Source organism: Enterobacter cloacae subsp. cloacae ATCC 13047 (assembly GCF_000025565.1).
GTDB classification, from domain to species: domain Bacteria; phylum Pseudomonadota; class Gammaproteobacteria; order Enterobacterales; family Enterobacteriaceae; genus Enterobacter; species Enterobacter cloacae.
In genome coordinates this window covers 40,723-65,985 of sequence record NC_014108.1, presented here as the reverse complement: position 1 = coordinate 65,985, position 25,263 = coordinate 40,723, and the positions used below count along the sequence as shown (strand labels likewise).

30 protein-coding genes are annotated in these 25,263 nt (G+C 48.0%); 12 read left to right on the top strand and 18 right to left on the bottom strand.

Annotated features, from left to right (window positions below):
- Positions 1 to 307: 307 nt before the first annotated feature.
- Positions 308 to 889, bottom strand: a complete 582-nt coding sequence (locus ECL_RS27370) for a DUF6884 domain-containing protein (protein WP_052429252.1) — start codon at positions 887 to 889, stop codon at positions 308 to 310.
- 180 nt (positions 890 to 1,069) lie between these two features.
- Positions 1,070 to 1,480, bottom strand: a complete 411-nt coding sequence (locus ECL_RS27365; RefSeq protein WP_013087369.1) for a hypothetical protein — start codon at positions 1,478 to 1,480, stop codon at positions 1,070 to 1,072.
- A 90-nt stretch (positions 1,481 to 1,570) separates the two neighbouring features.
- Between ECL_RS27365 and ECL_RS27360 the strand changes: the two genes are divergently transcribed.
- From ECL_RS27360 to ECL_RS27340, 5 genes are all read left to right on the top strand, one after another.
- Positions 1,571 to 2,044: a thermonuclease family protein gene (locus ECL_RS27360; RefSeq protein ID WP_013087368.1), complete on the top strand. Its 474-nt coding sequence runs from the start codon at positions 1,571 to 1,573 to the stop codon at positions 2,042 to 2,044.
- Between the two features lie 25 nt (positions 2,045 to 2,069).
- Positions 2,070 to 2,576 (top strand): hypothetical protein, encoded by a 507-nt coding sequence (locus ECL_RS27355; RefSeq protein WP_013087367.1) that lies wholly within the window; start codon positions 2,070 to 2,072, stop codon positions 2,574 to 2,576.
- 186 nt (positions 2,577 to 2,762) lie between these two features.
- Entirely contained in the window at positions 2,763 to 3,059 is a 297-nt protein-coding gene (locus tag ECL_RS27350; RefSeq protein ID WP_013087366.1) for a hypothetical protein, read from the top strand.
- 18 nt (positions 3,060 to 3,077) lie between these two features.
- Complete coding sequence (locus ECL_RS27345) at positions 3,078 to 3,293, top strand: hypothetical protein (protein WP_013087365.1); 216 nt, start codon at positions 3,078 to 3,080, stop codon at positions 3,291 to 3,293.
- 18 nt (positions 3,294 to 3,311) lie between these two features.
- Positions 3,312 to 3,518 carry a hypothetical protein gene (locus ECL_RS27340; RefSeq protein ID WP_044160324.1) on the top strand — a complete coding sequence of 69 codons (207 nt, stop codon included), beginning with the start codon at positions 3,312 to 3,314 and terminating at the stop codon, positions 3,516 to 3,518.
- A 14-nt stretch (positions 3,519 to 3,532) separates the two neighbouring features.
- On the opposite strand, the gene ECL_RS27335 is transcribed toward ECL_RS27340, so the two are convergent.
- The 4 genes from ECL_RS27335 to ECL_RS27320 form a co-directional block, all read right to left on the bottom strand.
- Positions 3,533 to 4,309, bottom strand: coding sequence for a tyrosine-type recombinase/integrase (locus ECL_RS27335; protein WP_013087364.1), 777 nt, complete (start codon positions 4,307 to 4,309; stop codon positions 3,533 to 3,535).
- A gap of 29 nt (positions 4,310 to 4,338) precedes the next feature.
- Positions 4,339 to 4,962: a hypothetical protein gene (locus ECL_RS27330; protein WP_013087363.1), complete on the bottom strand. Its 624-nt coding sequence runs from the start codon at positions 4,960 to 4,962 to the stop codon at positions 4,339 to 4,341.
- Positions 4,963 to 5,100: 138 nt separating this feature from the next.
- Positions 5,101 to 5,391, bottom strand: coding sequence for a hypothetical protein (locus ECL_RS27325; protein ID WP_013087362.1), 291 nt, complete (start codon positions 5,389 to 5,391; stop codon positions 5,101 to 5,103).
- 92 nt (positions 5,392 to 5,483) lie between these two features.
- Positions 5,484 to 5,696 carry a hypothetical protein gene (locus tag ECL_RS27320; RefSeq protein ID WP_013087361.1) on the bottom strand — a complete coding sequence of 71 codons (213 nt, stop codon included), beginning with the start codon at positions 5,694 to 5,696 and terminating at the stop codon, positions 5,484 to 5,486.
- A gap of 494 nt (positions 5,697 to 6,190) precedes the next feature.
- Here ECL_RS27320 and ECL_RS27315 point away from each other — a divergent pair, with 494 nt between their 5' ends.
- From ECL_RS27315 to ECL_RS27285, 7 genes are all read left to right on the top strand, one after another.
- Positions 6,191 to 7,705 carry an RES family NAD+ phosphorylase gene (locus ECL_RS27315; RefSeq protein ID WP_013087359.1) on the top strand — a complete coding sequence of 505 codons (1,515 nt, stop codon included), beginning with the start codon at positions 6,191 to 6,193 and terminating at the stop codon, positions 7,703 to 7,705.
- Between the two features lie 136 nt (positions 7,706 to 7,841).
- Complete coding sequence (locus ECL_RS27310; protein ID WP_013087358.1) at positions 7,842 to 8,273, top strand: hypothetical protein; 432 nt, start codon at positions 7,842 to 7,844, stop codon at positions 8,271 to 8,273.
- A complete protein-coding gene (locus ECL_RS27305) occupies positions 8,266 to 8,748 on the top strand; it encodes a hypothetical protein (RefSeq protein WP_013087357.1) in 483 nt (160 codons plus the stop codon). The genes ECL_RS27310 and ECL_RS27305 overlap by 8 nt, the downstream gene beginning before the upstream one ends.
- Before the next feature lie 49 nt (positions 8,749 to 8,797).
- A complete protein-coding gene (locus ECL_RS27300; protein ID WP_013087356.1) occupies positions 8,798 to 10,873 on the top strand; it encodes a hypothetical protein in 2,076 nt (691 codons plus the stop codon).
- Between the two features lie 184 nt (positions 10,874 to 11,057).
- Positions 11,058 to 12,428, top strand: a complete 1,371-nt coding sequence (gene dnaB, locus ECL_RS27295; RefSeq protein ID WP_013087355.1) for a replicative DNA helicase — start codon at positions 11,058 to 11,060, stop codon at positions 12,426 to 12,428.
- A 12-nt stretch (positions 12,429 to 12,440) separates the two neighbouring features.
- Complete coding sequence (locus ECL_RS27290; protein ID WP_013087354.1) at positions 12,441 to 12,644, top strand: Hha/YmoA family nucleoid-associated regulatory protein; 204 nt, start codon at positions 12,441 to 12,443, stop codon at positions 12,642 to 12,644.
- Positions 12,645 to 12,905: 261 nt separating this feature from the next.
- Positions 12,906 to 13,169: a hypothetical protein gene (locus ECL_RS27285; protein ID WP_013087353.1), complete on the top strand. Its 264-nt coding sequence runs from the start codon at positions 12,906 to 12,908 to the stop codon at positions 13,167 to 13,169.
- 230 nt (positions 13,170 to 13,399) lie between these two features.
- On the opposite strand, the gene ECL_RS27280 is transcribed toward ECL_RS27285, so the two are convergent.
- The 12 genes from ECL_RS27280 to ECL_RS27225 form a co-directional block, all read right to left on the bottom strand.
- Entirely contained in the window at positions 13,400 to 13,798 is a 399-nt protein-coding gene (locus ECL_RS27280) for a hypothetical protein (RefSeq protein ID WP_013087352.1), read from the bottom strand.
- A gap of 44 nt (positions 13,799 to 13,842) precedes the next feature.
- Positions 13,843 to 14,352, bottom strand: a complete 510-nt coding sequence (locus ECL_RS27275) for a DUF2726 domain-containing protein (protein WP_013087351.1) — start codon at positions 14,350 to 14,352, stop codon at positions 13,843 to 13,845.
- Positions 14,353 to 14,355: 3 nt separating this feature from the next.
- On the bottom strand, positions 14,356 to 14,691 hold the full coding sequence (locus ECL_RS27270; RefSeq protein ID WP_013087350.1) for a hypothetical protein: 336 nt from the start codon (positions 14,689 to 14,691) through the stop codon (positions 14,356 to 14,358).
- 80 nt (positions 14,692 to 14,771) lie between these two features.
- On the bottom strand, positions 14,772 to 15,023 hold the full coding sequence (locus ECL_RS27265) for a hypothetical protein (RefSeq protein WP_013087349.1): 252 nt from the start codon (positions 15,021 to 15,023) through the stop codon (positions 14,772 to 14,774).
- A 124-nt stretch (positions 15,024 to 15,147) separates the two neighbouring features.
- On the bottom strand, positions 15,148 to 19,098 hold the full coding sequence (locus ECL_RS27260) for a conjugal transfer protein TraG N-terminal domain-containing protein (RefSeq protein WP_013087348.1): 3,951 nt from the start codon (positions 19,096 to 19,098) through the stop codon (positions 15,148 to 15,150).
- On the bottom strand, positions 19,098 to 20,486 hold the full coding sequence (locus tag ECL_RS27255) for a conjugal transfer protein TraH (RefSeq protein ID WP_013087347.1): 1,389 nt from the start codon (positions 20,484 to 20,486) through the stop codon (positions 19,098 to 19,100). The genes ECL_RS27260 and ECL_RS27255 overlap by 1 nt, the downstream gene beginning before the upstream one ends.
- A 15-nt stretch (positions 20,487 to 20,501) precedes the next feature.
- Positions 20,502 to 20,981 (bottom strand): conjugal transfer protein TraF, encoded by a 480-nt coding sequence (gene traF / locus ECL_RS27250; RefSeq protein WP_013087346.1) that lies wholly within the window; start codon positions 20,979 to 20,981, stop codon positions 20,502 to 20,504.
- On the bottom strand, positions 20,978 to 21,805 hold the full coding sequence (gene traF / locus ECL_RS27245; RefSeq protein ID WP_013087345.1) for a conjugal transfer protein TraF: 828 nt from the start codon (positions 21,803 to 21,805) through the stop codon (positions 20,978 to 20,980). Before traF (ECL_RS27245) ends, traF (ECL_RS27250) begins: the two co-directional genes overlap by 4 nt.
- A 42-nt stretch (positions 21,806 to 21,847) precedes the next feature.
- Positions 21,848 to 22,348, bottom strand: coding sequence for a S26 family signal peptidase (locus tag ECL_RS27240; protein WP_013087344.1), 501 nt, complete (start codon positions 22,346 to 22,348; stop codon positions 21,848 to 21,850).
- Positions 22,345 to 23,094 carry a type-F conjugative transfer system pilin assembly protein TrbC gene (locus tag ECL_RS27235; RefSeq protein ID WP_013087343.1) on the bottom strand — a complete coding sequence of 250 codons (750 nt, stop codon included), beginning with the start codon at positions 23,092 to 23,094 and terminating at the stop codon, positions 22,345 to 22,347. The genes ECL_RS27240 and ECL_RS27235 overlap by 4 nt, the downstream gene beginning before the upstream one ends.
- Positions 23,094 to 23,489, bottom strand: coding sequence for a hypothetical protein (locus ECL_RS27230; RefSeq protein ID WP_013087342.1), 396 nt, complete (start codon positions 23,487 to 23,489; stop codon positions 23,094 to 23,096). Before ECL_RS27230 ends, ECL_RS27235 begins: the two co-directional genes overlap by 1 nt.
- A gap of 35 nt (positions 23,490 to 23,524) precedes the next feature.
- Positions 23,525 to 25,123, bottom strand: coding sequence for a TraU family protein (locus tag ECL_RS27225; protein ID WP_013087341.1), 1,599 nt, complete (start codon positions 25,121 to 25,123; stop codon positions 23,525 to 23,527).
- Positions 25,124 to 25,263 lie beyond the last annotated feature (140 nt).

Here is a 25,263-nt window from a genome sequence, read left to right as displayed (position 1 = left end):
CGGGGCTGGACAGAATGAGTCTAACGTCCAGTGAGCCTAGATGTCTCTAAAGTAAGCGATAGCCGTGCAATAGGCCACAGGTGCGGCCTCTCACAACCAGATAATTAGTGCAAAAACAGACATTGCCAGGCCAGCAAGAGCGGCAAGATTGCCAACTGCGCCTTTACAGAGAAAAGCTGCCCCGGTGAACAAGAGTAGACCCAGTATTATGTAGGTGTTCAATTCATGCTCATTACCTAACATTTAACTCTCCCATATCTGTCATTTGGTTTCAGTTTTTAAATATCGCATTGTTGTGAAATAAGGATTAGCTACATCCAATATTTTGTATGATGCTTCTGGCGAGCTTGATGTTCAGGCAAACCATATTAGCGTTGAGACTGTTCAGCATACCTGCATGGCTTCTGACAAGATATGGCTCAAGCATTCCTTTATAGCCGCCTGATGTAATGACCGTTAACTGTGCAAGAGGATTAATCAGAGAGGCCATGCCTGCTGTGATATCACGTTCAACAGCTGCAACGTAGACCGGTGATCCTGAAATAACGTAATTATCGCCGGGATATGTTTGCATGAGCTGAGCTATCGAACTGGAACGACGTACTCCTTGAGTTGCTTCAGTCAGAGTTTCCCACCAGGAAGAAGGTGCAAAAGGCAACTTGTTGAAGGTCGCTTCATACGGAATTACCTCTTCAGAACAATGAAGTAAACCCATGCCAGCTGATATAACCCATAGGTCCAGGTTAGGTGTCGTTTTGAGGATCTCTTTGGCGCAAGACCAGTGTGCTCCCCTATAGAGGTCAATTACGGATACGGCTCGTTCAGGCGGGTAACTTCTGAGTTTACTCAGCCATGTCTCAATCAATAATTTCGGTGTTGTATTCGGCATAATTTCCAGAACCGGAGAGGTGGATGTGAAATGGTTCTTTCCCTTTGCGCATGAAGTCAATAAATGAGTCCGGGGTTGGATATGCAAGTTTAGTACCTTAATATTTTGACCAGATAGCGGGGCAAGTTACCGATCCCACCTCTTAATGTTCCGCGTTGCTCAGGATGTTCGCGCCGTCCATCACTGCTGGGCGGCCCTATATAAAGTTGCAACAGAAAACAAACCAATGGCTAATCCATAAAAAGATGCCAGCGCAATTATTAGATATTGCCCTGACAGGGGGGGAATACTCTGCATTGTAATACTTCCTGCCATAAACATTACCGCCAGGCACATAGAAGCAGCAGCACTCAACTTAAGGTCTTCTTTATCATTCCTTCTGAGTGCATTTTTATAAAAACGAATGGATTGTAACCATAAACTGATGGCCGTGATGAAATTCATCCAAAGTAAAGATGTGACGAATTCATAGGTGGATAATGTTTCACCTGTACGGCTAAGCAGAAGATAATAGAAAATAATTAACAGAATTACGCCTGTAGCTTCAGCTTTAAAACCGCCTCGAAAGATTTTACTTATAGACTTCAACACGACGAGCTACCTCAAAGTTGATAATGCTTGACATGATACCAATATGTATCATGATAGTAACACTTATCTGTTATTTGTCCAGAGGGGAAAATGAATAACGCGCTAAAGGTATTGCCGCTGATAATGCTGAGCATTCCTGTAGTGGCTGAGGCTGATATCACTGGAAAAATTGTCCGAGTGCTGGATGGTGATACTGTAGAAATCCTGGCTGGGAATGTTGCAACGCGCGTCAGGCTTAATGGGATTGATGCTCCTGAAAAGGCTCAGCCTTTTGGTCAACGGTCAAGGCAGGCACTGACGGCAATCGTGGGAGGGAAAACTGTGCTTGCTGTCGGAGAAAAGCGGGACCGCTATGGTCGATTACTGGCAACTCTGATACTGGATGGCCGAGATATTAACGCCACACAGGTATATTCAGGCATGGCGTGGGTATACCGTTATAAGGGCCTCGCCACTGAGCCTGAATATCTGCGTTATGAACGGGATGCCCGGACTGCACGGAGAGGATTATGGTCTGAGAAGGAGCCGGTTGAACCTTCGATCTGGCGGCAGCGGCATAGGTAAAATGTTTTAAACAGGAGAGATGCAGATGGGAACCGGTATCGCGACACAAGTTCAGATCCTTACAGAGCATGGCTGGGAGAATGTGCATGACGACATTTTTACCAGGTACGATGAGAAAACACATCATCCCTTCTCAGAACAGAACTACGGCGTTTTCGCCTTCCTTGCAGATGTCAGAAACTATGCCTGCGTTCCGGTACTCAGTGAGCCGCGAGGACTGCCAGCTGTGGAAAAGGCTGCTGCGCAAATCGAAAGCCTCTGGGAGTTTAACGGAACAACAGAGTGGCCGGACCATGAAAATAACACTTCGGCTACCTGGTATCTGGTCAGCGAGCTACTTGAGTTCGATTATGATGTTGAGTTCGAAAACAGAAGAAATGACGCAAATCGCGATAACCCTCACCCCCCAGGGCGCGGCAAGCGTATGACGATCAGAGAATATCTGAAACCGAAGTTTTTTGAGGACCTGCTTATTCTAAAACGGCTTGGAGATCCAGACAAAACGCGGGTTGTTATTTCATTTGCCAGTTAGTTCCAAAATTGCGCGTTCATCAAAATTTAGAGGAAAGTATGACAGACGAACAACAGCGAATCTCAATTTGGCGTCGAGAGCACAGTCAATAAATCGGACAGTTACTATGCCATACCGTACCAAATGTAGTTTTTCGAGAACCGCCCCGATAGTGATGTCCAGGAGTTCAAAAGGAGTGTCGAATCAATGATGAAAGATAGCTTTAATCACATGAGAAAACAGGGCAGCAAAACTGAAATGGTTACTCAATCTCCCGACAATTTACGATGCTTTCCTCCCCCGGACGAACAACAGCGCATTGAACGTGCTATCGAACTGGCAAGTCGATTTGGGGGAAGTGACGAGGTGCATCATCTTCGCTGGGTAATAGATCAGATGGTTCGGGAGCTGGCTGGCGAGCGTTATGATCAGGTTGTCGCCAGTGCTTGCGCCGGTGAAGATGGCCCGGATACCTGGCGCTGGGATACGGGCATAGCGCCTTAAACAACGGATAACATTTCTATGAAGAAAATTCGTGGCGGGATTCAGAAGTGTCCTTATTGTGGGTATGACGAATTTTATGTTCGGGCAACTGTAAGTGGTTCTACTTCAGTATTTTATCGTTTTGACGGCGGTAGTGGCGATAATACGCACATGTGGGATTATGTGAGAACGAAGGAAAAGAAAACCGCATACTGCGGCAGCTGTCAAAAACGTATAGGCACAGTCGAAGAATAAGGTTGCCCTGGAGGACGAATGCAATTTTTAGAACTGTTTTTGAGTACCATAATGAACCCACCATCGTTTAATGATTGGCAGGCCATGAATGATGTGAGTGATATGATCGTGACGGGTATAGCCATGTTGATCCGCTTATCGACTGTGCCAGCACTGATTTTTTTAGCTATTGGGCTGGCTACTCTCATTGTCACGAGTCTCTGGCCGAAGTGTTCTGGCCTGTAGTACCAGTTGTATAATCAGTCCTGTTTCATCACTCCGAGCCTCAGAGCCTGCCGCGCCTGTTCTACATCGAATCCGAAACTAACCTCATGCTGCCCGGCGACATCGAACAGGAACAACCGGGTATAGACTTCTGTACTCTTAAACGATTTGTGGCCCATCAGCGACTGCAAGACTTTGGGATGAATCCGGTTAAATAAAATGTGCATCGCAAAACTGTGCCGGAAGGTTTTGGGTACGATAGGCGAAACACTAAATGTGACACCGTCACTTTCTGCGGCAGCTAAAGCACGATTAAGCCAGCGTGATACGGTATCAGCAGATACGGAAACTGGCTGAGTGGCGGAAGAAGAACTGCGGCCCGGCCAGATTAGATCGGTTTTACGAATACCAAAGGTGGTGATCAGGGACTGCATACGTGCGCGATAATCGGCATCCCAAAGAGCGACTGAACGAACAGGGGGAGCATTTTTCTCCGGGCGGCCACGTCCCCGATTCCTCTGTTTAAGCGTTTTCAGCGTGACAAATGGCATAACAGCATCAAAAGAAAAGTCCTGTGGAGTCAGCGCCAGGGCTTCATTTGGCCTGGCTCCTGTATTCCATAACGTTTCAAAATAACAGCGTTCGCGCAGATCGTGCATATAGCTGAACAGGAGTGCAACCTCTGGCGCGAGCATGTATGCCGGTGCATCAGAAGAAGAAATGGCGAGCTGGCGCATGGCAAAAATCCGCGACCAGTCGAGGTCAGTGACCGGCATCAGCATTGCACTTGGATAGTGAGAACGTTCCAACATTACCTGCCTTCTCGATTTAAAGCCTGAGTTCAAAGGTGTAATTGCAGCTCGTCAGCGAGATAAAGGGCATAGCTGAGCCGGGGATCTTGGTCCGGGTGGCAGTATCTTTCACGCAGTTCCGGGTCCAAAAGAAAGGATTCTTTCAGGGTTTCCGGGTACGGAAGGTGGCGGAAAATCATTGTCACCACGCCAGCGACTGCGGAACGGGTTTCCTGCGGAAACGCGCTGATATATCTCACAAGCTGCAACGCGACACACTCGGTTGGCAGCGCCGGAGAATAGGTCAAAAGCATTTCCAGAAACCGGCCATCAGTCTGTGCCTGACTTTCCTGACGGAATTTTTCATCAAGGGTAAGGTGGACTTCTTCTGAGATGCGGCGAATGATCAGCAGCTCTTTCAGATCACGAATAAGCAGATTAAGGTCATTCTGCCAGTTCTGCTGATCCCAGAGGTACTTACGTCCTCTCCGGGACAGTTCATCGGTCAGAAACGATACAAAGCTGTCGGGCCGGGGATGAACGTAAACCAGGGGCCGGATGTCTTCAACAATGGACTTGCGCTGGTTAACACTATCGATATAGCGGTAGCGGGAACAGATGGCACAAACCATTTGCATGCAATATTCATCGTTGTCGAAAAAAGCAGTTTCCAAAGTATGTCCTCACATCCTGGTCTGATCTTGCAAAGGGTAATTTGCGCATGCGCAAATCAGTGTGGAATCCTGGGAGAATTGCCGCCAATCTGACAGTGACGCAGCCGGTTGGTGAAGGCTGCGCTTGTGTCTTCTGAGTTACGGCCAGAAAGGATCGGCAAACCAGGTCAGAATAATTTTTTTGCCGTCCGAACTGAGCAGGGCGGCAGCATCCAGAAAGTCAAAGTCGTGATTCTCCCCGGTCCAGACCGACAAGTAGAACCGGGCCATGATTTGCTCGCCACGACTGAGCACTCCAATAGCCTCCTTCAATTCGTCATAGCGCAGGCAGTCATCGTCCGTGTTCCAGTAATTCGCCAGCAGCGGAAACGTTTGTAACATCAGACGATACCTGTCGCGGCTGGACAGGGGAGGAACGGAACTGGTCATGAATGTACTCCTTGTTCTGATTTCTGAAGAAATGAACCGCTGAACGGTTCCACGTTCACATCTTTATCATTCCTGCCGAACAACCTCGCTCATTACTTCGCACGCTTGGTCACGAGGTAGTAAAACCCAATACACATCGCAGCCACGGATACCGCCTGCATCGCTTTGTAATCGTACATCAGTGAAAGGCCAAGCCCGACAATGCCACCTAACAGGAAGCCGCCAAAGAAAACTCTTGGGCTAATAGTGCCTGGCTTGCGCTGAGGTGCAGCAGCCGGTTCGTCATTAATCTTTGCTTTATCCATCGTGGCGTTCCTCTTTATCGAGCGGAACAGATCCCGCTCTGCCTGAATGCAAAATTGTACGATTTCCGGTCTGTCACCGGAACTGAAAAAAATACCCAGGAGCTTCGCAGCATTTGCGGAAGTTTACGCGAAATTTATCGTTTTACCGTAAACATTTATCCAGGGCAGAAAGCTAAACGGTCACACGGATCGCCTATATGGTGTCCGATCACCTGCTAAGCCCACTACATATCCGCAAAAGCCCCCGCTGCGGGTTATGCGGATCTTTAACCGTTTTGCCGCATGCGGAGAAAAAACGTCGACTCTTGGTTGTAACGCTTTACTGTTACATACTCTATGATATAAATTCGAATCATGAAAGCGTTTTCTGGAAAAAAGAAATCATCGGCGATAATCAGGAAAACGCGCCTCGCGCCGTTGGTGTCATTTCTGTGGGCGTAACCGGACAAGTAACTGACGGTAACCACTGACATCTAAAACAGGTAAGATAACTGATGACCATTCCAGTGCATGATTATGCCTGGCAGAGAACAGAAAAAGCAGTGAACCATTACCGAGCGAATCAAGGTGCGGATATACTTGAAAAGTATTTCAGGAGCAAGACAGTAATGAACGATGAAAAATATATATGTCATGCCTGCATAGGTGAGAAATATGTTAAAGCAGAAATAAAAAACTTTGGCTCAGCAGGTCAGGAGTGCAGTTATTGCCATAAGCGATTTAAGAATGTTCCCGTCTCACATATTGCTGGTCTGATGAATCAGGTGTTTGAAGATTATTACGAGCCAAGAGAAGCAGATTATTATTTCGGTACAACCTCTGGCTCGACAGCGCAGGAAGTAATTTGTGACGAACTAAAAGTAGATGATGAGGATATTATTACTGATATTTATGATTGTCTCTGTGATGAGTTCAATGATTATCAGGATACAGATCCACCAAATTATAATGAAGATTATGTGTATACAGGACGAGGGTTTAGTTCAGAGAATTTAAGTCGGGCATGGAAAAAAATGATCCGGTCACTAAATGAAGAAGCTCGGTTCTTCAACCGTACCGTTAAAGTGTTCCTCGATGATTTGTTTGTCGATTTGAAAGAGTTTAAAACAGAGAAAGATGAATCTCCTATACAGATAATTGACGGCGATACGGCTTTGTATCGAGCCAGGGTATTTGAAACGCTAGAGGAAGTGGAAGAAGCTCTGACCCACCCGGAGCGCAATTTCGGGCCACCTCCACCCGATAAAGCCCGTTCAGGTCGAATGAACGCACAGGGGATATCCGTTTTTTACGGGGCAACAACTCAGGATGTGGCAATATCTGAAGTCCGACCGCCGGTAGGCAGTCGCGTGGTTGTCGCCGCTTTCAGACCACTCAAAGAAATGCGTATTCTCGATATTTCGGCTCTTGATACACTTATCTTTTCACGCGAAAGTGTATTTAACCCCAAGACCATACGTAGTCTTGAACGAACAGCCTTTCTAAAAACTTTCTCACGCAAAATGACGCTGCCAGTCTTCGGTAAGCGGCAGGACAGCGAATACTTGATCACTCAGGCGATAGCTGAATATCTAAGTGTCTCAGAGAAATACCAGCTCGATGGCATTAGTTTTCGTTCTACGCAGGTAAAAAGGGAAGCGAAGGGGAGCCGTCGCAGGCACAAGGCGCCGGGAGGCTACAATATTGTTTTGTTCAGTAAGTCTGCGGGGGTAAAACACTCCGATAAGCATATGCGGGAATATCAGGTGCGGTTTATGCATGATTTCGAAGATGAACCTGGACATTTTCATCCCTCAATCCATCAGGTCGTAGACGCTGAGCCAGAGAGGGATAATGATTGGGAATTTCGTTCTGACTTTATGCTTTCCCAGCGCAAACATAGCCTTGAAATGATCCCTGATGGTCTGACTTATTATCACATTCAGGGGGTCTCCTATCAGAAAACTTCAACAGAAATTGAGCAAGGAATGCCAGTTATCCGGCCCACGGAAAAACGAAATCCAATTTGACTTGCAGATGAGTTAGGGGGCTGAAATGCCTGTAGCCCCCACGATTTCACACGAACATCATGCGCTCTTGCATGTAACAGTTATCTGTTATATTCTCATGATATAAATTAATATCATTGCTGATGAGAGGAAGGATATGACTGAGCAGATAGATTTGGTAAAAGAAGCAGAAGGTAAAGGGTTTCTGCGTGGAGTGATATTTGCTGTTGCTGAACTGATGCGGGGTCACGGTGATACTGTGATTAGCAAGGATGTGCTGGACACGTTAGGCGGGCAATTACACGAAGCGTGTCGTGAAAGCAGTGAATATGATGTTCGTGCGTTGCGTGAGGTCTTTTCCGATTTACCCTTCGGTAACGATGCAGACTATGACAACCTGCGGCTTGTATCGCTGGATTTGGACGGACGAGACTGCGATCAGGATGATGCCTATTCCTTCGAGGTACGCGGCGATTATGGCGCTGAAACGCTAGTCATTGCGCGCTTTGAAGAACTTGAAGCTGCACAAGCCTTTATCAGTATGAATGCTTCCTTGATGATGTCTGGAGAGGAAGTCGACGATGAATAAGCTAATTGCATTCATTCTGCTGCTATTTATGGCTCCAGCATTGGGCGTTGCCGGAGGTGTAATATTTTCCTTCTGGAATACAGGGAATGAGCTACAGCCGGTCTGGGGCAGGCTTTTAGTTTACATGGTTGTTTTAGTGTTTATCTTTAATTTAAGAAACATACTTACGGAACCGACAACGAGAGCAACGCGCAAGCACCGTGAAAGAATGTTGATGGCAATTTTCGGTATAATCATTTACCCGTTGATGGCTGGTTTTTGTTTGTTTGTGATTGAAGACTTCTCATTCAATCCGGGAACTGATAGTGCTCAACAGACTCTAGATATGGCAAATGAAAAATTAAAGGTCATATTGCTAACGATGTTAAAATATATGCCTTTCGCAATTAACTGCGGGTACATTTGGCTTGAGGGAATTGTACCACTGTGGACAAAATTGAGACCTGCCCCATCGGTGAATAACGGCGAGTATTAATTGTACCGCATGTATAAATAGCACTCTCGTATACAAACACAGATACAGAGTGAATACTGAAAAATATCACGAGTTCATGACGGGTAATATGACTAGTTCAGATAAGCTATTTCAGGCTCTTAACGTATGGGTTGAATTAACAGGCATTGACCCGGACGCGAAAAGTTTTACTGTACGTATGGGGGCGGGGCTATCCGATCTGACCATAAAAAGAATGCACGAAGAGTTACAGGAATCCCAAACTCTCGATCCTTCAGGCATAACAACTTATTTGTTGCTCATTGCGTTTTCTGAAACATATTTTAACAACCGGTCGTTTACCGTTGGGCAATTACTGAATGAGCCGAAAAATACGCAACATTACCTGCAAAAAAGTGGCGATTTTCTAAAAATGATTAATAGTGACGAAGTCAGTTTTTCGTATAAATGTTTTACCGAAAAGCTGACAGCGGCGCTAAAACAATACGGGCTGTATTCTGATAGCAGAGAGAAGGTTGTGGCTGACATCAGCACGATGGCAATGATTCGCCGGGATGCGCTGAAGTCATTTCAGGAGCTTTCCGTCAATCAGTTTACCCGTGGTGAACAGGCTGGAACGGACCACTTCTCATGGCTGAATACAGTTCACCAGTTCTGGAACATCAACTCATTGCTCGATGAAGCTGTCAGTGCGCGGGATGGTATCACTCTGAACCTTGTGCGTGACCCTAGCGACTTCTACAGCTATTTCGCGTTTACCGTAAAGAACGGCGGCAATCTGTTTGTGTTGTCCGATCACCCACAACATACCCATCCCATGCAACGAGGTATGTCACGCCGACCAGACAGGGAGTTTGACGAACGGGCCGGACGGCACTGGTTTCCGTACCAGCTGCTTAAGTTTAAGTACGACGAGGATGCCCGGACGCTGTACCGTGACCGATCAACTGATACTAACCTCGTTCCACGGCAGCAACGGGTGCAGTCCGTTTGCCAGCTGCAAGACTTGGAGGCAAAACAGATTATCTGGATAGCCCTCATGTTCGAGCTGATCGCAGACAAATACTGGCAACAGGGCTGGCAAGCGAAATCACTCAGCTATACCGCAGAAATGATTGCCTCACCGGCATTACTGGCTGAACAGGCTGCCCGTGCTGGCATGCCGGTAGTGCAAAGCCAGCTGCTAACCTTGCCAGAGCTGACGGTGGAAGAAATCTGCGCAGAAGACTTTCACCAGACCATTGATGCTGCTGACGGAGGGAAACCGCACAACTGGCTGGTAGCGCGTTACGGCCAGAAAGTCTCGCCTGACGTGCTCAATCTAGTTAAAAACGATGAGCATGTTCATTACCTGCCTTCCGTTAAGTCCGGTAATAGCAGGAGTAGGTCGGCACTGAGTACGGTAACAGATGTGCATCAGATAGCCTCCATGCCGCGCCGGGAATATGCCGCGTTAGCGAGCTGGGAAAAAGAGGGGCGCTATGAGCTTACACCGTTATCAGCTGTACAGTTTGGCGATGCCGGGAAGCTGGACTCCGACCGACGTTATATTGCCCGTTACAACTTTGCAAAAGCCATTACTCAGCTGGCCGATGAGGAATATGAGCTTACCCATGAGGAAATCGAAGCATGGTGGCGAGCTTCGCTGGAACGCAACGCAGAACGCTTATGTGCAATGGCCATAGAAGAAACAATCTGGCTCGATGATATTCGCAGGAATTCAGCCTCACCGGTGCTCTCTGTTGATTCTGTTCTGGGGAGATGTGCCTTTATGAACCGCTATGCAAGTCAGGAGGATGCCAACCGCAACAGCCATTACTTTGCTGAGAACTACCTTACAGCTGGTTACGATAAAGGTCATCTGTGCTATCTGATGGGTTCCCGCGCCTCCTGGTTCATTCATTTCATGCCGAGAGCTTCATATGATCTAGCGGTGTTGGCAGGTTGTCGGGTAGACGAATTACCAGAGGTATTGCAGCACTGGTCGAATGATAAAGATTACAGGGGGAACGCCATACTTGACCGAATCGATCCCGCAGCATGGGCGATACGTGATCCATGGAGCAGAAAATTTTGTGGAACGGTAACACTGGCGCTATCGAAAAGAGCGATGAACCGACTGATGAAAGAGCATGGAAAGGCCTGACGCGCCCGCGGCTTGCCCAACCGGGAAAGCCCCTGATAAGAATTCTCAGGTGCTTTCCCGGTTCCCGGTATTAGTTTGGTGCTCAATTTTGCGCATGCACAATCAATGGAGAGCGTTAGTTACATGTACAGAGTTACGGTAAACTCACTCGATAAAACGACAGTCATCAGATACAGGTCAGACAATGAAGAATGAATCTCAAGATCAGAATCTCGCCGCACTCCCACGTTCGCACGAGGCAGAACAGGCTGTATTGGGTGGTTTGATGCTAGCGAATGATGAATGGGATAACATCGCAGAAATCCTGTCTGAAGCAGACTTCTATCTGAAAGTACATCGCGTGATTTATCGCGAAATGGGCGTGCTTGTTAAGCAAAACTTTCCAATTGACCTCATAACACTGACGGATTCACTACGAGGTAAGGGACTGGAACAAGCCTGCGGCGGGTTTGGTTACATTGCCGAATTATCGAAGAATACACCCAGCGCGGCCAATATTCACGCCTATGCGAATTTGGTAAGAGAGACTGCAATTAAGCGCGAAATTCTGGCTGTGGTAAATGAAGTTGCTTCGGAGACAATGCAGCCGCGTGGCCGGACGGCGAAAGAGTTGCTTGATCTGGCAGAAAGTAGGGTAATGGGTATCTCAGAAGTACGAGCTAAATCTCAAACAGGCCCTTCTCCAATTAGCGCAATTCTAGGAAGTACCATTGAGCGTCTAGATCAATTATTCCACACTCCACACGACGGCATTACAGGTCTGGATACCGGATATAATGATCTCAATAAAAAAACAGCAGGGCTTCAGAACTCCGATTTAATTGTGATTGCGGCGCGGCCTTCGATGGGGAAAACCACGTTTGCAATGAACATCTGCGAAAACGTGGCAAACAGCCAGGATAAACCGGTGTTGATTTTCAGTCTGGAAATGCCGAAAGAACAGTTGATGATGCGTATGTTGGCCTCTTTAGGGCGCGTAGATCAAACCCATATCCGTACTGGTATGCTCGATGATGACGAATGGCAGCGGATTGCAGCTACATCAGGAGTGTTACTGGAAAGAGACAATATTCATATTGATGACACCAGTGGTCTTACGCCAACAGAGCTGAGAAGCCGGGCCAGACGACTGCACCGTGAATGTGGAGGCCTGAGTCTGATTATGGTGGATTACCTTCAATTGATGCGTGTACCCGAAATTGACTCCAACCGAACATTGGAAATTGCCGAAATAACTCGTTCTCTGAAAAGCCTGGCGAAAGAGTTGCAATTACCAGTGATTGCGTTGTCACAGCTTAACCGATCACTGGAAGCCCGTGCGGATAAGCGGCCACTGAACTCAGACCTGCGGGAGTCCGGGTCAATTGAACAGGATGCTGATGTGATCATGTTTATTTACCGCGATGAAGTTTACAACGAAAGAAGCGAAGATAAGGGAATTGCAGAAATAATCATCGGGAAGCAACGCAACGGCCCTATTGGAACCGTCAGACTTACCTTTAATGGGCAATGGTCACGCTTTGATAATTATGCCGGGATTGGCTCAGACGATTAATCAGGAATTAATATGCAAAAACAGGATTGGTTATTAAAACTCAGGAAGGTTTCGGAAATTTCGACACTGGAGAAAATTATTCAACGTAAAGAGGATACGCTCAGCAAGGAAGACTTGATTGTATTTTATTCTGCTTCAGATCACCGGCTTGCTGAGATTATTGCAGGTAAATACTTTGATAAAGTGCCATCGCATATGTGGCGATACGTGAGGTAATAACAAAACGGTATTAGTTCGTTTCGAATACTTTACTGTGGTACACATTTTGATGATTTTCCCATGAAGCTGATAATGTACTTTGCCTAGACCCTGGGTTCTTGATTCCCGGCCTGGTCACAGAAATAAAAGAAAAAATGCATGTAACACTTTACTGTTACATGTCTTTGATATATATTTGTATCAAAGGGCGGGATTAAAGATTTTATCATTCCTGCCGAAACTTATCTTTTAGACGGATTTACGCAAGGAATATAAAATATGAAAAAATTATTGCTTCTGGGTGTTTTTCTGGTTTCAGGCTGTGCAGGTTTTGGCGGGAATATGAAGACCGTGGACTGCGAGGCTAAAATCAAAATTCATACGTGGGGCGGGAAGCAAGAAGAGCCTGTTCACGTAAATGCAATGCGATCTGACCGCTTCGGGCGGGAGTTTGTACGCGTACAGAACCGTCCAGGTTATGCATTTCTTTTAGGCCGCTGGCAGCCGAAAGATACCTTCTCCGATTATACATGTAAGTCCTGATATTCTGATAACCAGCAGAATCATATAGCCCGGCCAATGCCGGGCTTTTCTGTTTAAGATCCGAGAGTACGCATTTCTCACGCGCTTAACGTATAGTGATGTTGGTGACTATCACCGACCAAAGGAGGATTTATGCATACAGACCCAATCATGTTCTGGCAATCAGTGCTGCTCATTGCAGCACTGGTGGTAAGTACGGGTTATTATATTCTGAGTGGTAAGAAGAAAAATTAAACGTTACATGTAACGGTTAATTTTCTTGTTAAATGCCCGTTGATTCGACCAACGGGCATTTTCCCCAATTCATATTCTATGATCATCGTAATGTTATCCGGGCAGTGCCTCCTTTCTATTAATCGGTTGCTGACAATTAATGACGGGAACTGTTTGCACAAATCAACGGGTATTTCTATACCGACGCCTATCATCCAGTAACCATCCCCAAATCCAGAAAATACCCGGTATTCTCCACTGATATCGTCTGAGCGATAATGCGAAATTATCTGTTCTCCGAACTGTCTGGAGGCCTTTCGAATCATGGTTGAAAGAGAATGATGCCAGGCATCGATAAAAACGTGATGGATAAAGCATGTTGGGCTGAGTGCAAGCGGTACTTCATTTTTCAACATGGCTGCATCCTGAAAGCGGCCCCTTAAAGAGGCCGTCATGAAGGTTACGCGGTTGCTGGCTGTTCACTTTCCGCGTACTGGCCGTTTTGCATTTCGTTGAGGGAATCAGCTGCTTCCTGAAGATGTTGGATCATTTGTTCAGCTGAAGTTCCCGGCGTAAAGATGCAGCATCCCACGCCTGCCTGTGAGAGGTAGTTCATCTTCAAATCTTCACCCGCAGCCAGAAAATCTACGGCCAGCAGAGGTGTGCGCTTTTCGTCGAGTACAAGCCAGGCAACCTGATGTTGACGCATCGATTTATGGAAATGCGCTTTCTTGTCCATATCAGGAGAAAACAGCAGGTCATCCAGGCTGACATTGCTTTTAAGAATGTAGGGGGAGGGGAATACAAAATTGATCGCATTATACATTTGCTGTTCTTCCGGGTTCATCACAGCTTTTACGCTCAGCTCGCCGGGGTTACGCATTTTTTTTCGTGGACGATAAATTTGTACGTACCAGAAAAGTGCGGCCAGAATAGCAAAGCCTACATAGTTGATTTGTTCGTCAGTCATTTTTTACCCCTTACAGAATTTAGGATTGTCTTTTACTAAAAGTGTTTTGGTTTGCGTCATTCCCTGGGCCTGGCCGCTGCTAAGACGCTCATAGAGCATGGCGAACCCGTCTTGAAGCGATATACGCTTTAAATCTGATACGGTAGCTGAACGACCGCACCACTGCGTAAATGACTGGTCTGCCTGCACGAAGGCGGCAAGCCGTGAATGGTCTGTACCACTCATTTTCTGCATATACTTTATTTTTTCAGATTCCTGCATGTCGCTTGCAGGCATTGAAATTGCCTGAGAGGTCAGAGGCAGCAGTAATAAGAACGGAATTAATCTGCGTGTTAACATATGTCACCATGATATAAAAATGTATCATATTTAGTCAAAAAAATGCAGACTTAGCTGCATTTTGCGCATGCGCAAAACAATTAGTTCCTGTGCTGGTATCGCGTACCTGGGTTATCCGTTCCCCTTAACTGTCGAGAGTAGAAGTTATCTAGGTTGTTAACCGGCTTTCGCGGATCTAAATCAGGTACATTATTCCAGTTCACGGAATGGCTTATGCCAGCCATATCATCATCACAGTGGCTTTTTTTAGCATTTGTTTCAGCAATATCCCGCCTGAACTCCCGCCAGATATGCTTCATGTCTTCAATAAAGTTTTTGGTCCAGTTTTTCATTGCGACCTCCCGTACACAATGGTTTGTCTTTCAAATTTTAATTCACCGTTCATAAAATATCCCTACACTTCGTATATCACTTAACTGTTACATAGTCAATGCCGTCCCTGGCTGTTATGGTTAGTTAACGCGGAATATTTTTATTATTCCCCCCTGTACTGGTCTGAAGTGGGATACCGGAATCACTGTTGCCGGAGGCCACCGGAGGATGAGCACTGCTTGAGTGTGTGCTTTCGTCTGCTGCTTCATTAGGGGTCGCTGCCTCGGCTGGGCCATTTCGACTGCCGCCTGACAGTGCTGGCTGAGAAGGAAGCGGTGATGGCTGCGGCCCCTGGTATTGCGCACTTTCATTAACCATTACCTGCTGCGCTGCGGGTGATGGCTCTGCGCCTGGCGTGGGTAGTGCTGGCGCTGTTGTTTCGGAAATTACAGCGTCCTGGCGAGCTGAGGGGAGGGTCCCGGATTGCTGCGCCTCAGTAACGGCGGGTCGTTCGACCAGGGTATTACCGGACGGATTAGCCCTTTCTGATGCTGCCGGTTGCTGCTGCTCCTGATGCTGTGGCACATACTCTGCGCGTTGCGGCTGCGCCGATTCAGTCTCCGCCTGCTTACGCGCGGCATATTCCAGCGGGCTGCTGATACCGCCGCGTGTGAAGCCACTCTCGCTCTTTTCAGGCGTTGGCTGTGTAGTTTGAGGCGTTGAGATATCACTGACTATCGAGCCTGTAGAATGAGCTTCAGCCGTTTCCTGAGCGGCTTTAAGTAATGGCCTGTAAAACGCTTCCGACTGAAGGGCAACGTTCTGATTAATAAATTCCTCTCTGTCTCTCCCGCTCAGATGAGCTGCATCGGCTTGCTCTGTGGCGCTGTCACGGAACTGCTGGATCTTATGTCCGGCAGCTGCGGCTATCTGATCCGTTGTCGTAGAGCGGCCATTAATATTACTCATATTGACCCCGGCGCTGAGATCCACTCCAACGGCTTTACCCACCTCACGTAAGAACCCTGATTTGCCAACGCTGGCCCCACCGTCGATAGCCTGTTGAGTACGGCCATCCCCGGACTGAGAGATAAATGGCGAGAGACTTTTCGCTATCTCTGCACCTAACAGACGAGAGGAAGACCCTGCATTGGTGCGTTCAGCTGAAGCAACAAAGCGTTCAATCGCCGGTGCATGCTGGAGATTTTGTTGTGCAGATGGTGCGGACCCAAAGGTCTGTTCAGAATTAGTGGTAAAGCTGTCATCGCTGACTGTGCTGCTACCCGTTTTAACCGTTGATGTAGATGCGTTCTTGCCGTCAGGCGTATCGCGCATAGACATATGGACTGTCCCTACACCGTTATCAGGGACAGCGTCTGCCTGCGTCTGGTTGATCAGGCCGCTATCCTCAAGGTTTCTGGCATCGTTCTGGTTAATCGCAAGGGTGGTGTTGGCTCCTGCCAGCGCATCGGCGGCTGGTTTATCACCTTTAAGTGCATCGCTAAGCGTGTCGAACTTGTCCTGACCAGAAAGCGCCTGATGCATATCGGTTTCGCCGTGTCGTCTGGCGTATTCCGGCATCGCCACGTCGCGCTCTTTGAAAGCGGTTTTCTCACCCTGGATAATATTTGCACCTTTGGAAGTTGACCAGGCAGAATTCTCCTGCATCTGTTTCGGACTGAAGTTGTTCCCCTCCAGCGTACCCATCTGTTCAGCAGAACGGGCAGCAGAGAGAATTTCGCGTGACTGGCTTTCTGTTGTTCCCGTGGCTTTGCTGATCTCCTGAATATTGGCTTTCTGTTCACGCATATCGTGAAGATTCTGGGTGAGATGTTCTGTCTGGGATTCACTGACCCCACTGGCGATCCCGCCTTCAGCATCATATGCATTATGGAGCGCGTCAGCACGACCCTGGCGTTCGTCACTTTCAGCGGCCGCAGTATATTGGGAGCGTGAATGTAGCCCTCCTAAAGTACCTCCAGAAGCCTGTAGCTGGCCCTGGCCGCTTGCATGTTCATTAATCGCACTTGTCGCTGTTTTCTCCTGCGTGAAGTCGGTGACGGATTTGCCTGTTGCACTGGCCGCCTGACGAGTACCGGCAGCGTGACCCAGCTGAGTCTCACGCTCGGTGGAATGCAGCTTGCCTTGCTGGTCAGACAGGGTGGAGAGCTGGCCTCCGCCATTTTTCAGGTTGGATTGTGCATCAGCGGTTTGCATCGTGTGACTCACGCCGCTACTGAGTTCAGACTGCTCTGTAACAGACATGTTCGACGCGCTGGCCGCATGCTGGATACCCTGAGCTTCACCAATGCTGGATTGAGCCTGAACCATTGAAGTTTCTGAAGCTGCAAGGAAACCTCCCCCCATATTTCCATTTTCGTAACCTCGCGTTGTGCCGGAGGCCCGACCACCTTCTACCGCACCGGAACGCTGTGCCGCTACGCCAGGCGTACCGCCCAGCGCAGAGATTTGCGTGAGGCCACTTTCAATAGCTGAGCTTTGGTTAAAGGACGTGGCGCTACTCATTAGCTCGATGTTGCCGATATCCGCAGCGGTTTGCAGGGTTGCATGGCCGCGATTCATGGCATCAATCTGTGCACCTTTGCCTTCTGGCGTAAAGGCTTTATCGCTGGTTTCTTCAGTGACGCGATCAAGCCGGCTCATGGCTTTCTGACCAAATGCACTGAGTCCATATGCGCTTACGCCGAACAACCCGGCTATCAGCATCGCGATTTGAAGGGCCGTCTCACGGGCAGATGCCATTACCGACATGGCTTTCATGGTGGAAGAAGGCCCCATTTGTACCGCGTCGATGCCAAGCCCCATCGATTTAAGGTCATTCATGGCCGTAAGAATTTCATCGGTTCCGGCCTGAAGGAGCAGGGCATCCGCAATCTGCCAGCTGGTAATAAAGATCCATAAACCAAACAGCAGTGTCAGTGCTTTCCCCATTAAGGGGGTGAATACAAGCAGTAACAGAAGTGGGGTCACAGAAAGGATAATTGCTATCACACCGGCCATGATGAAGCTTAGCCATTCAGGGTTTGTGATAGCGTCAGCCATACCACCGTTAATCATGGCGCGGTTTGTCAGCATTGTGGTTGCCACGTCAGGATTGTTCTGAAGCATCGCGTCTGTGATGGCCTGTGAGACGAGGACATTACTCATGGCTGTATTGAGCGAAAGCCCACTTGCGCCAAAAATGGTCTGTAGACCATTTTCCATGCGACTCTTGCATTCTGCTAACTGTGTGGCGTTACCAGAGGTATACCCGTTCTTCGTGCAGATATCAGCAATGCGCGCTCCATAGGCAGCAGGGTTCCCTAAATCACTTTTAAGAGAGACATAGGCCTGATCGCAGGTGACTGTCGCCCCCTGGGGATTTGATGGACTTACCCAGCTGGTATAGACCGCCTGATTTCGCAGGGGGGCAAGAGCTGATACCACATCCAGGACTGAAGAACCTGACTTGAGTGACCGGGGATCAAAGCCGCGAGTCTCTGCCACAGGAGAACACTGGTTCCACATTGCTTTAACGTTGGCGGTCAGATAGGGATCAAACTGAGCACCGTTGCGGTTCAGGATACCGAGAAGCATTTTGATTGGGGTTCCCTCCCCGGTGAATCGCGTCGTGGTGGCCGTATTGCGGTTACTCATATCAACAAAAGCCTGGTATGCCTGATTGGTAACGCCAGCAGTTAAAATGAGAAAATCGGGTATGCCGCTTACAGCCTGATACTGGTTGCGGCTCTGATCGTAAATATGGATAGTGCCTTTTGGTTGCACCAGACCGAAATAAACGATAGTCCCCAGCATGGTAAGGCCAAGCCATCCCATGCCCATCTGCGCTTTACCGGTTTCAAGGTATTCATAACCACCCTTTGCCGATTTCAGCAGCAGGGCGGAAAGCATCCCCATAACCACAAACGCTGTGACCATCGAGGCGTACTGGTTGTCATTGAAAATGAGTTTGACGCGCGTAAATGCATTCACAATGGTTGAGAAGCCACCCATGACCACGTATTCAGCATCCATCGCCAGCGCGAACGGGCTTACGGCCATCAACCCGGCGAGCAAGAAAAGGTGTCTTTTCATCAGCGTAAGCCTCCTGCGGCACGATCGCTTTGATCCTGGCGCTCCTGTGTTTCAAACGACTTGATGAAGCCCTGGTTCAGCGTATAGGACTGTAGGCGGCTGTTATAGGCAGCTTCAACTTTTGTACTGGCATCACGCGCTTGCGTGATCAGGTCATCGAATTTGGCGATAGCAGGCTTAAACAAATCCATACGGCAGGGCTTGGAACCGGCAGACGGATCAGCGAGTGGTGTGGATACCATTTCATTGACTTTATCAAAGGTGTTTTCCGTATTGCGGTACAGGTCGGTAAAGATGAAGTACGTGTAGTAAAGGCCAACCAGTTCGCTCAATACGTTCAGCGTCACAGTATCCTGGCCGGTTACTACAGCCTGTTTCAGAATGGTATAAACCGGGATATTGGTCTGGTTAATGAATGCCTGGTTATCTGAAGTCAGCGGCTGATTATTTTTGATACGGGAAACGATGCTTTCCATCTTCTGATACACAACGGTGCGGACAGGTCTTGAGCCGGAAGGAACACATTGCTGATCAATGGTTTTCACGTAGGCACGTCCGTTAAGCATATCATCCAGGGAAAACTTCTTATTCTGAGGGCAGCTGGTGATGGACTTAGCGACCGGGATTTTGTCGTTGGTTTTAGACTCGATCCACACATCACCCATGTACCCGCGAATGGTATCGGCATAGTCGCCCATCCCCACTTTCTTAGCTGCACGTTCTACGATTGACCCATGCTGCATCAGATCCCGGAAATCAGCCGGGCATCCTGAAATCATCGATTTCAGGTCTGCAATTGGTTTGTCATCAGCAGCTTTAATCTTTGAAGTGGTGTCACTCCACATACGATCAACAGCTTCATCGAGATTTTTCGTGCCGGTTGCTTCAGTCCACAGCCCTTTTAGTGCTGTCGGGTCGCGTTCGACCAGTGTTGTAGCAATAGGCTTCGCCAGCGCACATTCGTTTAGCTGAATACCGTTCAGGAAGTTAGTGATCTGCTCAATTTTACCCAGGGTGTCAGCGCACTCCTTACACATGGTTTTGAGTGCCATATCGAACGCAACATAAGGCGCGGCCTGCATTGCTCGTTGTGCTTTCTCTACCAAAAAATCAGGATCGAGGAAGGAAAAGCCTCCCAGGAATCCGTCAATGCCCCCACATCCTACCGACAGGCGAGGGGGGGAAATGGTGATAGGGTAATCGGTACTGGTAGTGGTTCGCGCCGTGAATCCCCCCATCGTGTAATAGCCTCGTTTTTGACTATCGAAACTGCTGGGTGAGTCATAGACAGCGTTATCAAACCATTTATCAGCCCAGTTACCGGCGGCGAAACAATGGATTGGAGATAACGCGCTGACTGCGAGAAGTAATAAATTTGTGAGTTTCATAATAATGCTTCCCTGTTAACGAATGGGGGTTGATTCGTTTCGCTGGGTACGAACGAAATATTTACTTTGAGGGACCTGGCCGTTAAACAGGCGAACCAGATTAAAAACATCTTCACGTAATGTATTTAAAGGCGAGTATCCGATTGAGACGGCTTGCCAGTTATTTGCGCCAGCATTTTTCTTAATCAGGACAATCACCGGAGTGCCATTAATATTGAATTTCGAACGCACCTCCGGGTTCTGAATGATGTCGATGGTTTTCACATACCAGTTTGTTTCCTTCTGAAATTCCTCCATGACGGGAAGCTGATGCTGGCAATAAACACAGCCTGGTTGTACAAAATAAAGAAGGGCAAAGTTCTTCCTGTTTTTGAACAATAAATCTGTGACCATCGCATTTTCAGCTTGTGCCTGAGCCTGCGGTGAAGACGTTTCAGCCTGTGCATGACTGAGAAGGCAAAACATAAGAAACATAAAATGAAGTAATGGTTTCATTTATTGGCTCCTTTTAACGGATCAAAGAATCCGCCCTGCTGTTTCTCATTGGTAAAGAACTGGCGCGGGTCAAGTTCGCCGTTGAGTACGCGAGTCATGTTGTAAATACTGGTTCTGAGGTTATCTAACGAATCGACGCCGACAGAGACAGGCATCCACTTGTCCGTATCGGAGTTGCGTTTGATCAGAATGGTAACGGGGGCACGATCAACGTTGAATTTTTTCCTGGCCGCAGGCTGGCGAGTAATATCAATTTCTTTGATATACCAGCTGGTTTCACGCTGAAAGTTTTCAAGGATACGTGATTGCTGTACGCAGAAACCACAATTAGGCTCGCTAAAGAAAAGCAGTGCATATTCATCACGATTTTTAATCAGACTTTTACTTTTAAGCTCCTGACGTTCGCGCTGTTTCTCAGCGTTGCCTGGATTCGTGATCGGATAATCTGAAGCTGCATTCAGTTGGGGATTTTCCAGCATCACGTAACCCGTCAGGCTGGTAAATGCAGCTGACTTTCTGCGTGCAGCATCCTGAACTTTGTAGTAATCAAGAACAACGTCAGGGGATAATTTAAACAGTGCGTAATCCCTGGTTTTATCCAGTAAATCCTGAACATCCTTTGGATGCATCTTAAATAGTTCATCGGCAGAAGGAATTACAGGGCGTGGATATTTATTTTCTGCCTTCTTTTCTTCCTCCTTTTTGGGAGTCTCATACCAGAATAAACCGTGTCTGGGGTTTTTAACAGGTGCAGCAGCATCACTGGTAGCCAATACCGGAAATGAAAACAATGTTGCACCGACCAGTATCATTTCTTTGATCATATATGCCTCAATGAAAGAGCAATTTGCGCATGCGCAAATGACTTAAAAAACGGGAATGAGTTTTTCTGTCGTCGCGATATCAATAAAACCCCAATAGCGGCTGTCATAGCTGTTAATGGTGTCCCCCACGGCAAAGGCTTTTCCTTCGGGGATAATGCCGGTGAAGTTGAATACCGGAAGGGCATTCCCTTTGTGGTCATGGGCCATCGCTCGCGCAATTTCTACACCGTCACAGTAAAACTGGTTGCCTTCGCGCTGAAGGTACTGACCGGCGATACAGCCCAAACGCTTCACCAGGTTCGCTTCGCCACGGGGCAAATAACGGTCTTTCAGATAGAAGCGCACATACTGGTCCTGCTCTGTGGCCTCATGACCGGTACGAAAAAGCACGACCGGAAATACGCTGTGCGTGGCCGGGATCAGAATATGGGTAAACAGACTGTATGCGAGCACCAGGGAGAGGGCTATGGTGGTGGTGTTGAGATATGCGCGCGATTCATCGGATAGCTGAATGCGCGTTGCCAGACGCTTCAGAATCATCATGCTTTCTCCAGTGTTGTGATCAGGCGCTTAACCTTTTCATCCGGCGAAATCATGTTCATTCGCTCCAGCAGTGCGCGAACGGACGCATCACCATACACGACAGCTGATGCCTTATTGACCTTTTCCAGGCCATCGCAGTAACTCTGAATCTGCATGTCAGGCTGGTAGATAAGAGCTGGTACTTTATTGATGCCGTAAATGCGGAACAGCATGGGGTCGATGAGCATTTCCGTACCCCACATCTTGCATTTTGCCCCTTCGCAGGAGGGATCTGCGTTAAGTACATTACGGGTCAGCGTAATGGTATCGACCATTTTACTGATCCCGCCTACTGTACCTCGCATGACCATCACTCCTCCTACTTTGGAGAGGTCGTGTGCATATTTACGCAGAGTGACAAGCGGCATACTGCTGGAAACAAACATGACGAGCTGATTACCGGCGAGTTTTGGCCCGTCTTCTTTCTTCTCATCATCCTGCATACCAGCAGAGGCAAAAACCTGCGACTTCACCGCCTCCTGCTTTTTCTTGAAGGCATCACTCTTTGAAAATTCGGCAATTGACGACGCAAACTGACGCGCCACTCCCTGTTCATCATCATTGAGTGTCTGCACAGCCTGTGCATTCGCATTCCGGGCTGCGGCCATCATTTCTGGTGATATTTTTACTGACAGGGGTTCACTACCGGTTGCACAGACACCGAACGTTGCAAGGGAGGCCAGGAGAAAAATGGTGCTGTTCTTCATCAGTGTTTCTCCGGGTTATCATGGCGTTCGGACTGTGCAGGTGAGGCATCCTGTTCTTTATGTTCTGGTGCCTGAGCTGCGGTTTGGGGATTTTTGCTCACGACCAGTTCGGTCGTTTCAGGCACTGAAGAAAATGCAGCATATGTTGCAAATGCTATTTCAGTGACAAATATGATCAGGTGACTAACCGCATACATACCGGCGATGACCGCTATGGCTGGAAGCACTGAAAAATCCGCCCCGCTGAAGGTATTGTTCAGCTTATTTGCTTCCAGCCAGGTAATCAGGTTTGTCTTATCTGTTACCCACGCAGCCATATCTCCCCCTTTAAAACACAGTAAAAAAAAGAAGATTGCTGATACGGAAATGTTTTTGTTCAGAATTAGGCTTCGCATTTGTTTTCCTTAAATTTGTGCATGCGCAAATGCGCTTACATAACTGAACCCGAATAACGGACGCAGCAGTCTTTTTTCTCGAACATCATCCACATGAAGTTGTCTTTTCGTGGATCATGTTTCCCGCCGGTCCAGAGCAAGCCCTCACGGCCAATAGGGAGGCATGTTGTACTGCGAGCAGGGCGCATCATCTGCAATTTGAAGCGATCTTTGCGCCAGATAGGGGCCAGTTCCCGGTAGCATCCATCGTCTGATGTATTCCAGAGCAGGCCGAGGCGACCCATCATATAAATGGTTCGGGCTGCAATACCGGCGTTGGCCTCTACGTAGTCTGTGGAGGTAATGGAGCCTGAGAGTGGGTAGGCATTTCCCCATGAACCCATACACCAGAAAAGGGCATTAAGCGGCATCCCAAACGAAGCCGCAGCTGCGTCTGCGGAACAGGTGATCGTGGAAATAGGATTGGCAAAAAGAAGGGCTTCCGGGTTAATGATCAGACTTAAAATGTCATTGTTCCACTGAGGAAGGATCTCAGTCATCATCGCCACGTCATACCCTTCATCATCGAGGCAGGGAATGTCGTAGAACATGTTGAGAATCTTCCACGCCGGGAAGATATAATAATGGGCTTGCTGGAATGCTCTTTTAGAGGTGCTGTTTTCGTTCAGCCCCCCGGCCAGAGTACCTGGCTTTGGCGTAGTCAGTGTCGTACCGAGAGGCATCATGCAGTAGGGATCAGAAACTGTATCAATGATACGTTTCGGCTCCCAAAACGAGGTTTTCAGGCCGATAGTTGGTACTGCGCCCCCTTTGCAGACACAAACAGGACTGTCGCTGTGGCTGGCATTTTCTTCGCCGCCTACGATTTGCACACCGGCTATACGCATCGGAAAAATACAGGACCAGCCGATATCCGTCACCGGGTTCAGGAAGGAAGTTTTGCATTCCGCGCGAGCTGCGGGAATTAATGCGTTGAAGGCTGTGCTGAGTACATCGGAAGTAGCACTGAGCATGTCATCCGACATCAATTTCAGAAGCGCTGTGGATGTTTTCTTTTCGGGATTCCAGGCAAATTCGTTGATTACCAGGTGTGCGCCTTCCTGCTGAACAATACTGGGAGTGACTTTCACATCAAGGCGCTGTTGCAGCGTGGGATCAAGTATAAATGCCGGGCGACCCAGCGACTCGCCTTTGGTTATGACATCGCCGTGGGTATACAGCACCATGTCGGTATCCTGGACGTGCGATTTCAGCCATTCCTCCTGGCCTGGGGATATCACCACAATGCGCTGGGGCAGATGAACATGCTGTAATGGATTAAACGTATACCCTTTCGGATACAGGATACGGCCCTCTTTATCGGGAACATCGATGAGCGAGGTATAAAAGGGAACGTAGGTGCGGGTTCGTGTTTCTTTGGCAACAGGCAAAGGAACGCCGCGAAATGCATGCCACGATTCGCGGTTTTTATTCATTTCCTTTGACCAGTCAACACTACGGACGCGACTCTCAATTTCACTGAGAGCATCGGGTTCGGCAATGTCATAGATCTGGCCTATAGTATTGCCGACAGTGGCAGCACTGGCGGCAAAGGACAGAGTGGCACTAATCAGCAGCGTCATTATTTTTTGCATAATGGATCTTCGTTCATGATACGTATTTGTATCATAAACTATAATCAATTAGATGGCATGCTGATTTTTTAATTAGTTTAAATTGATTTTGTGAGTTCTCATATCATGTTGAATAGATTGTTTTTATTGCTCTCATCCGT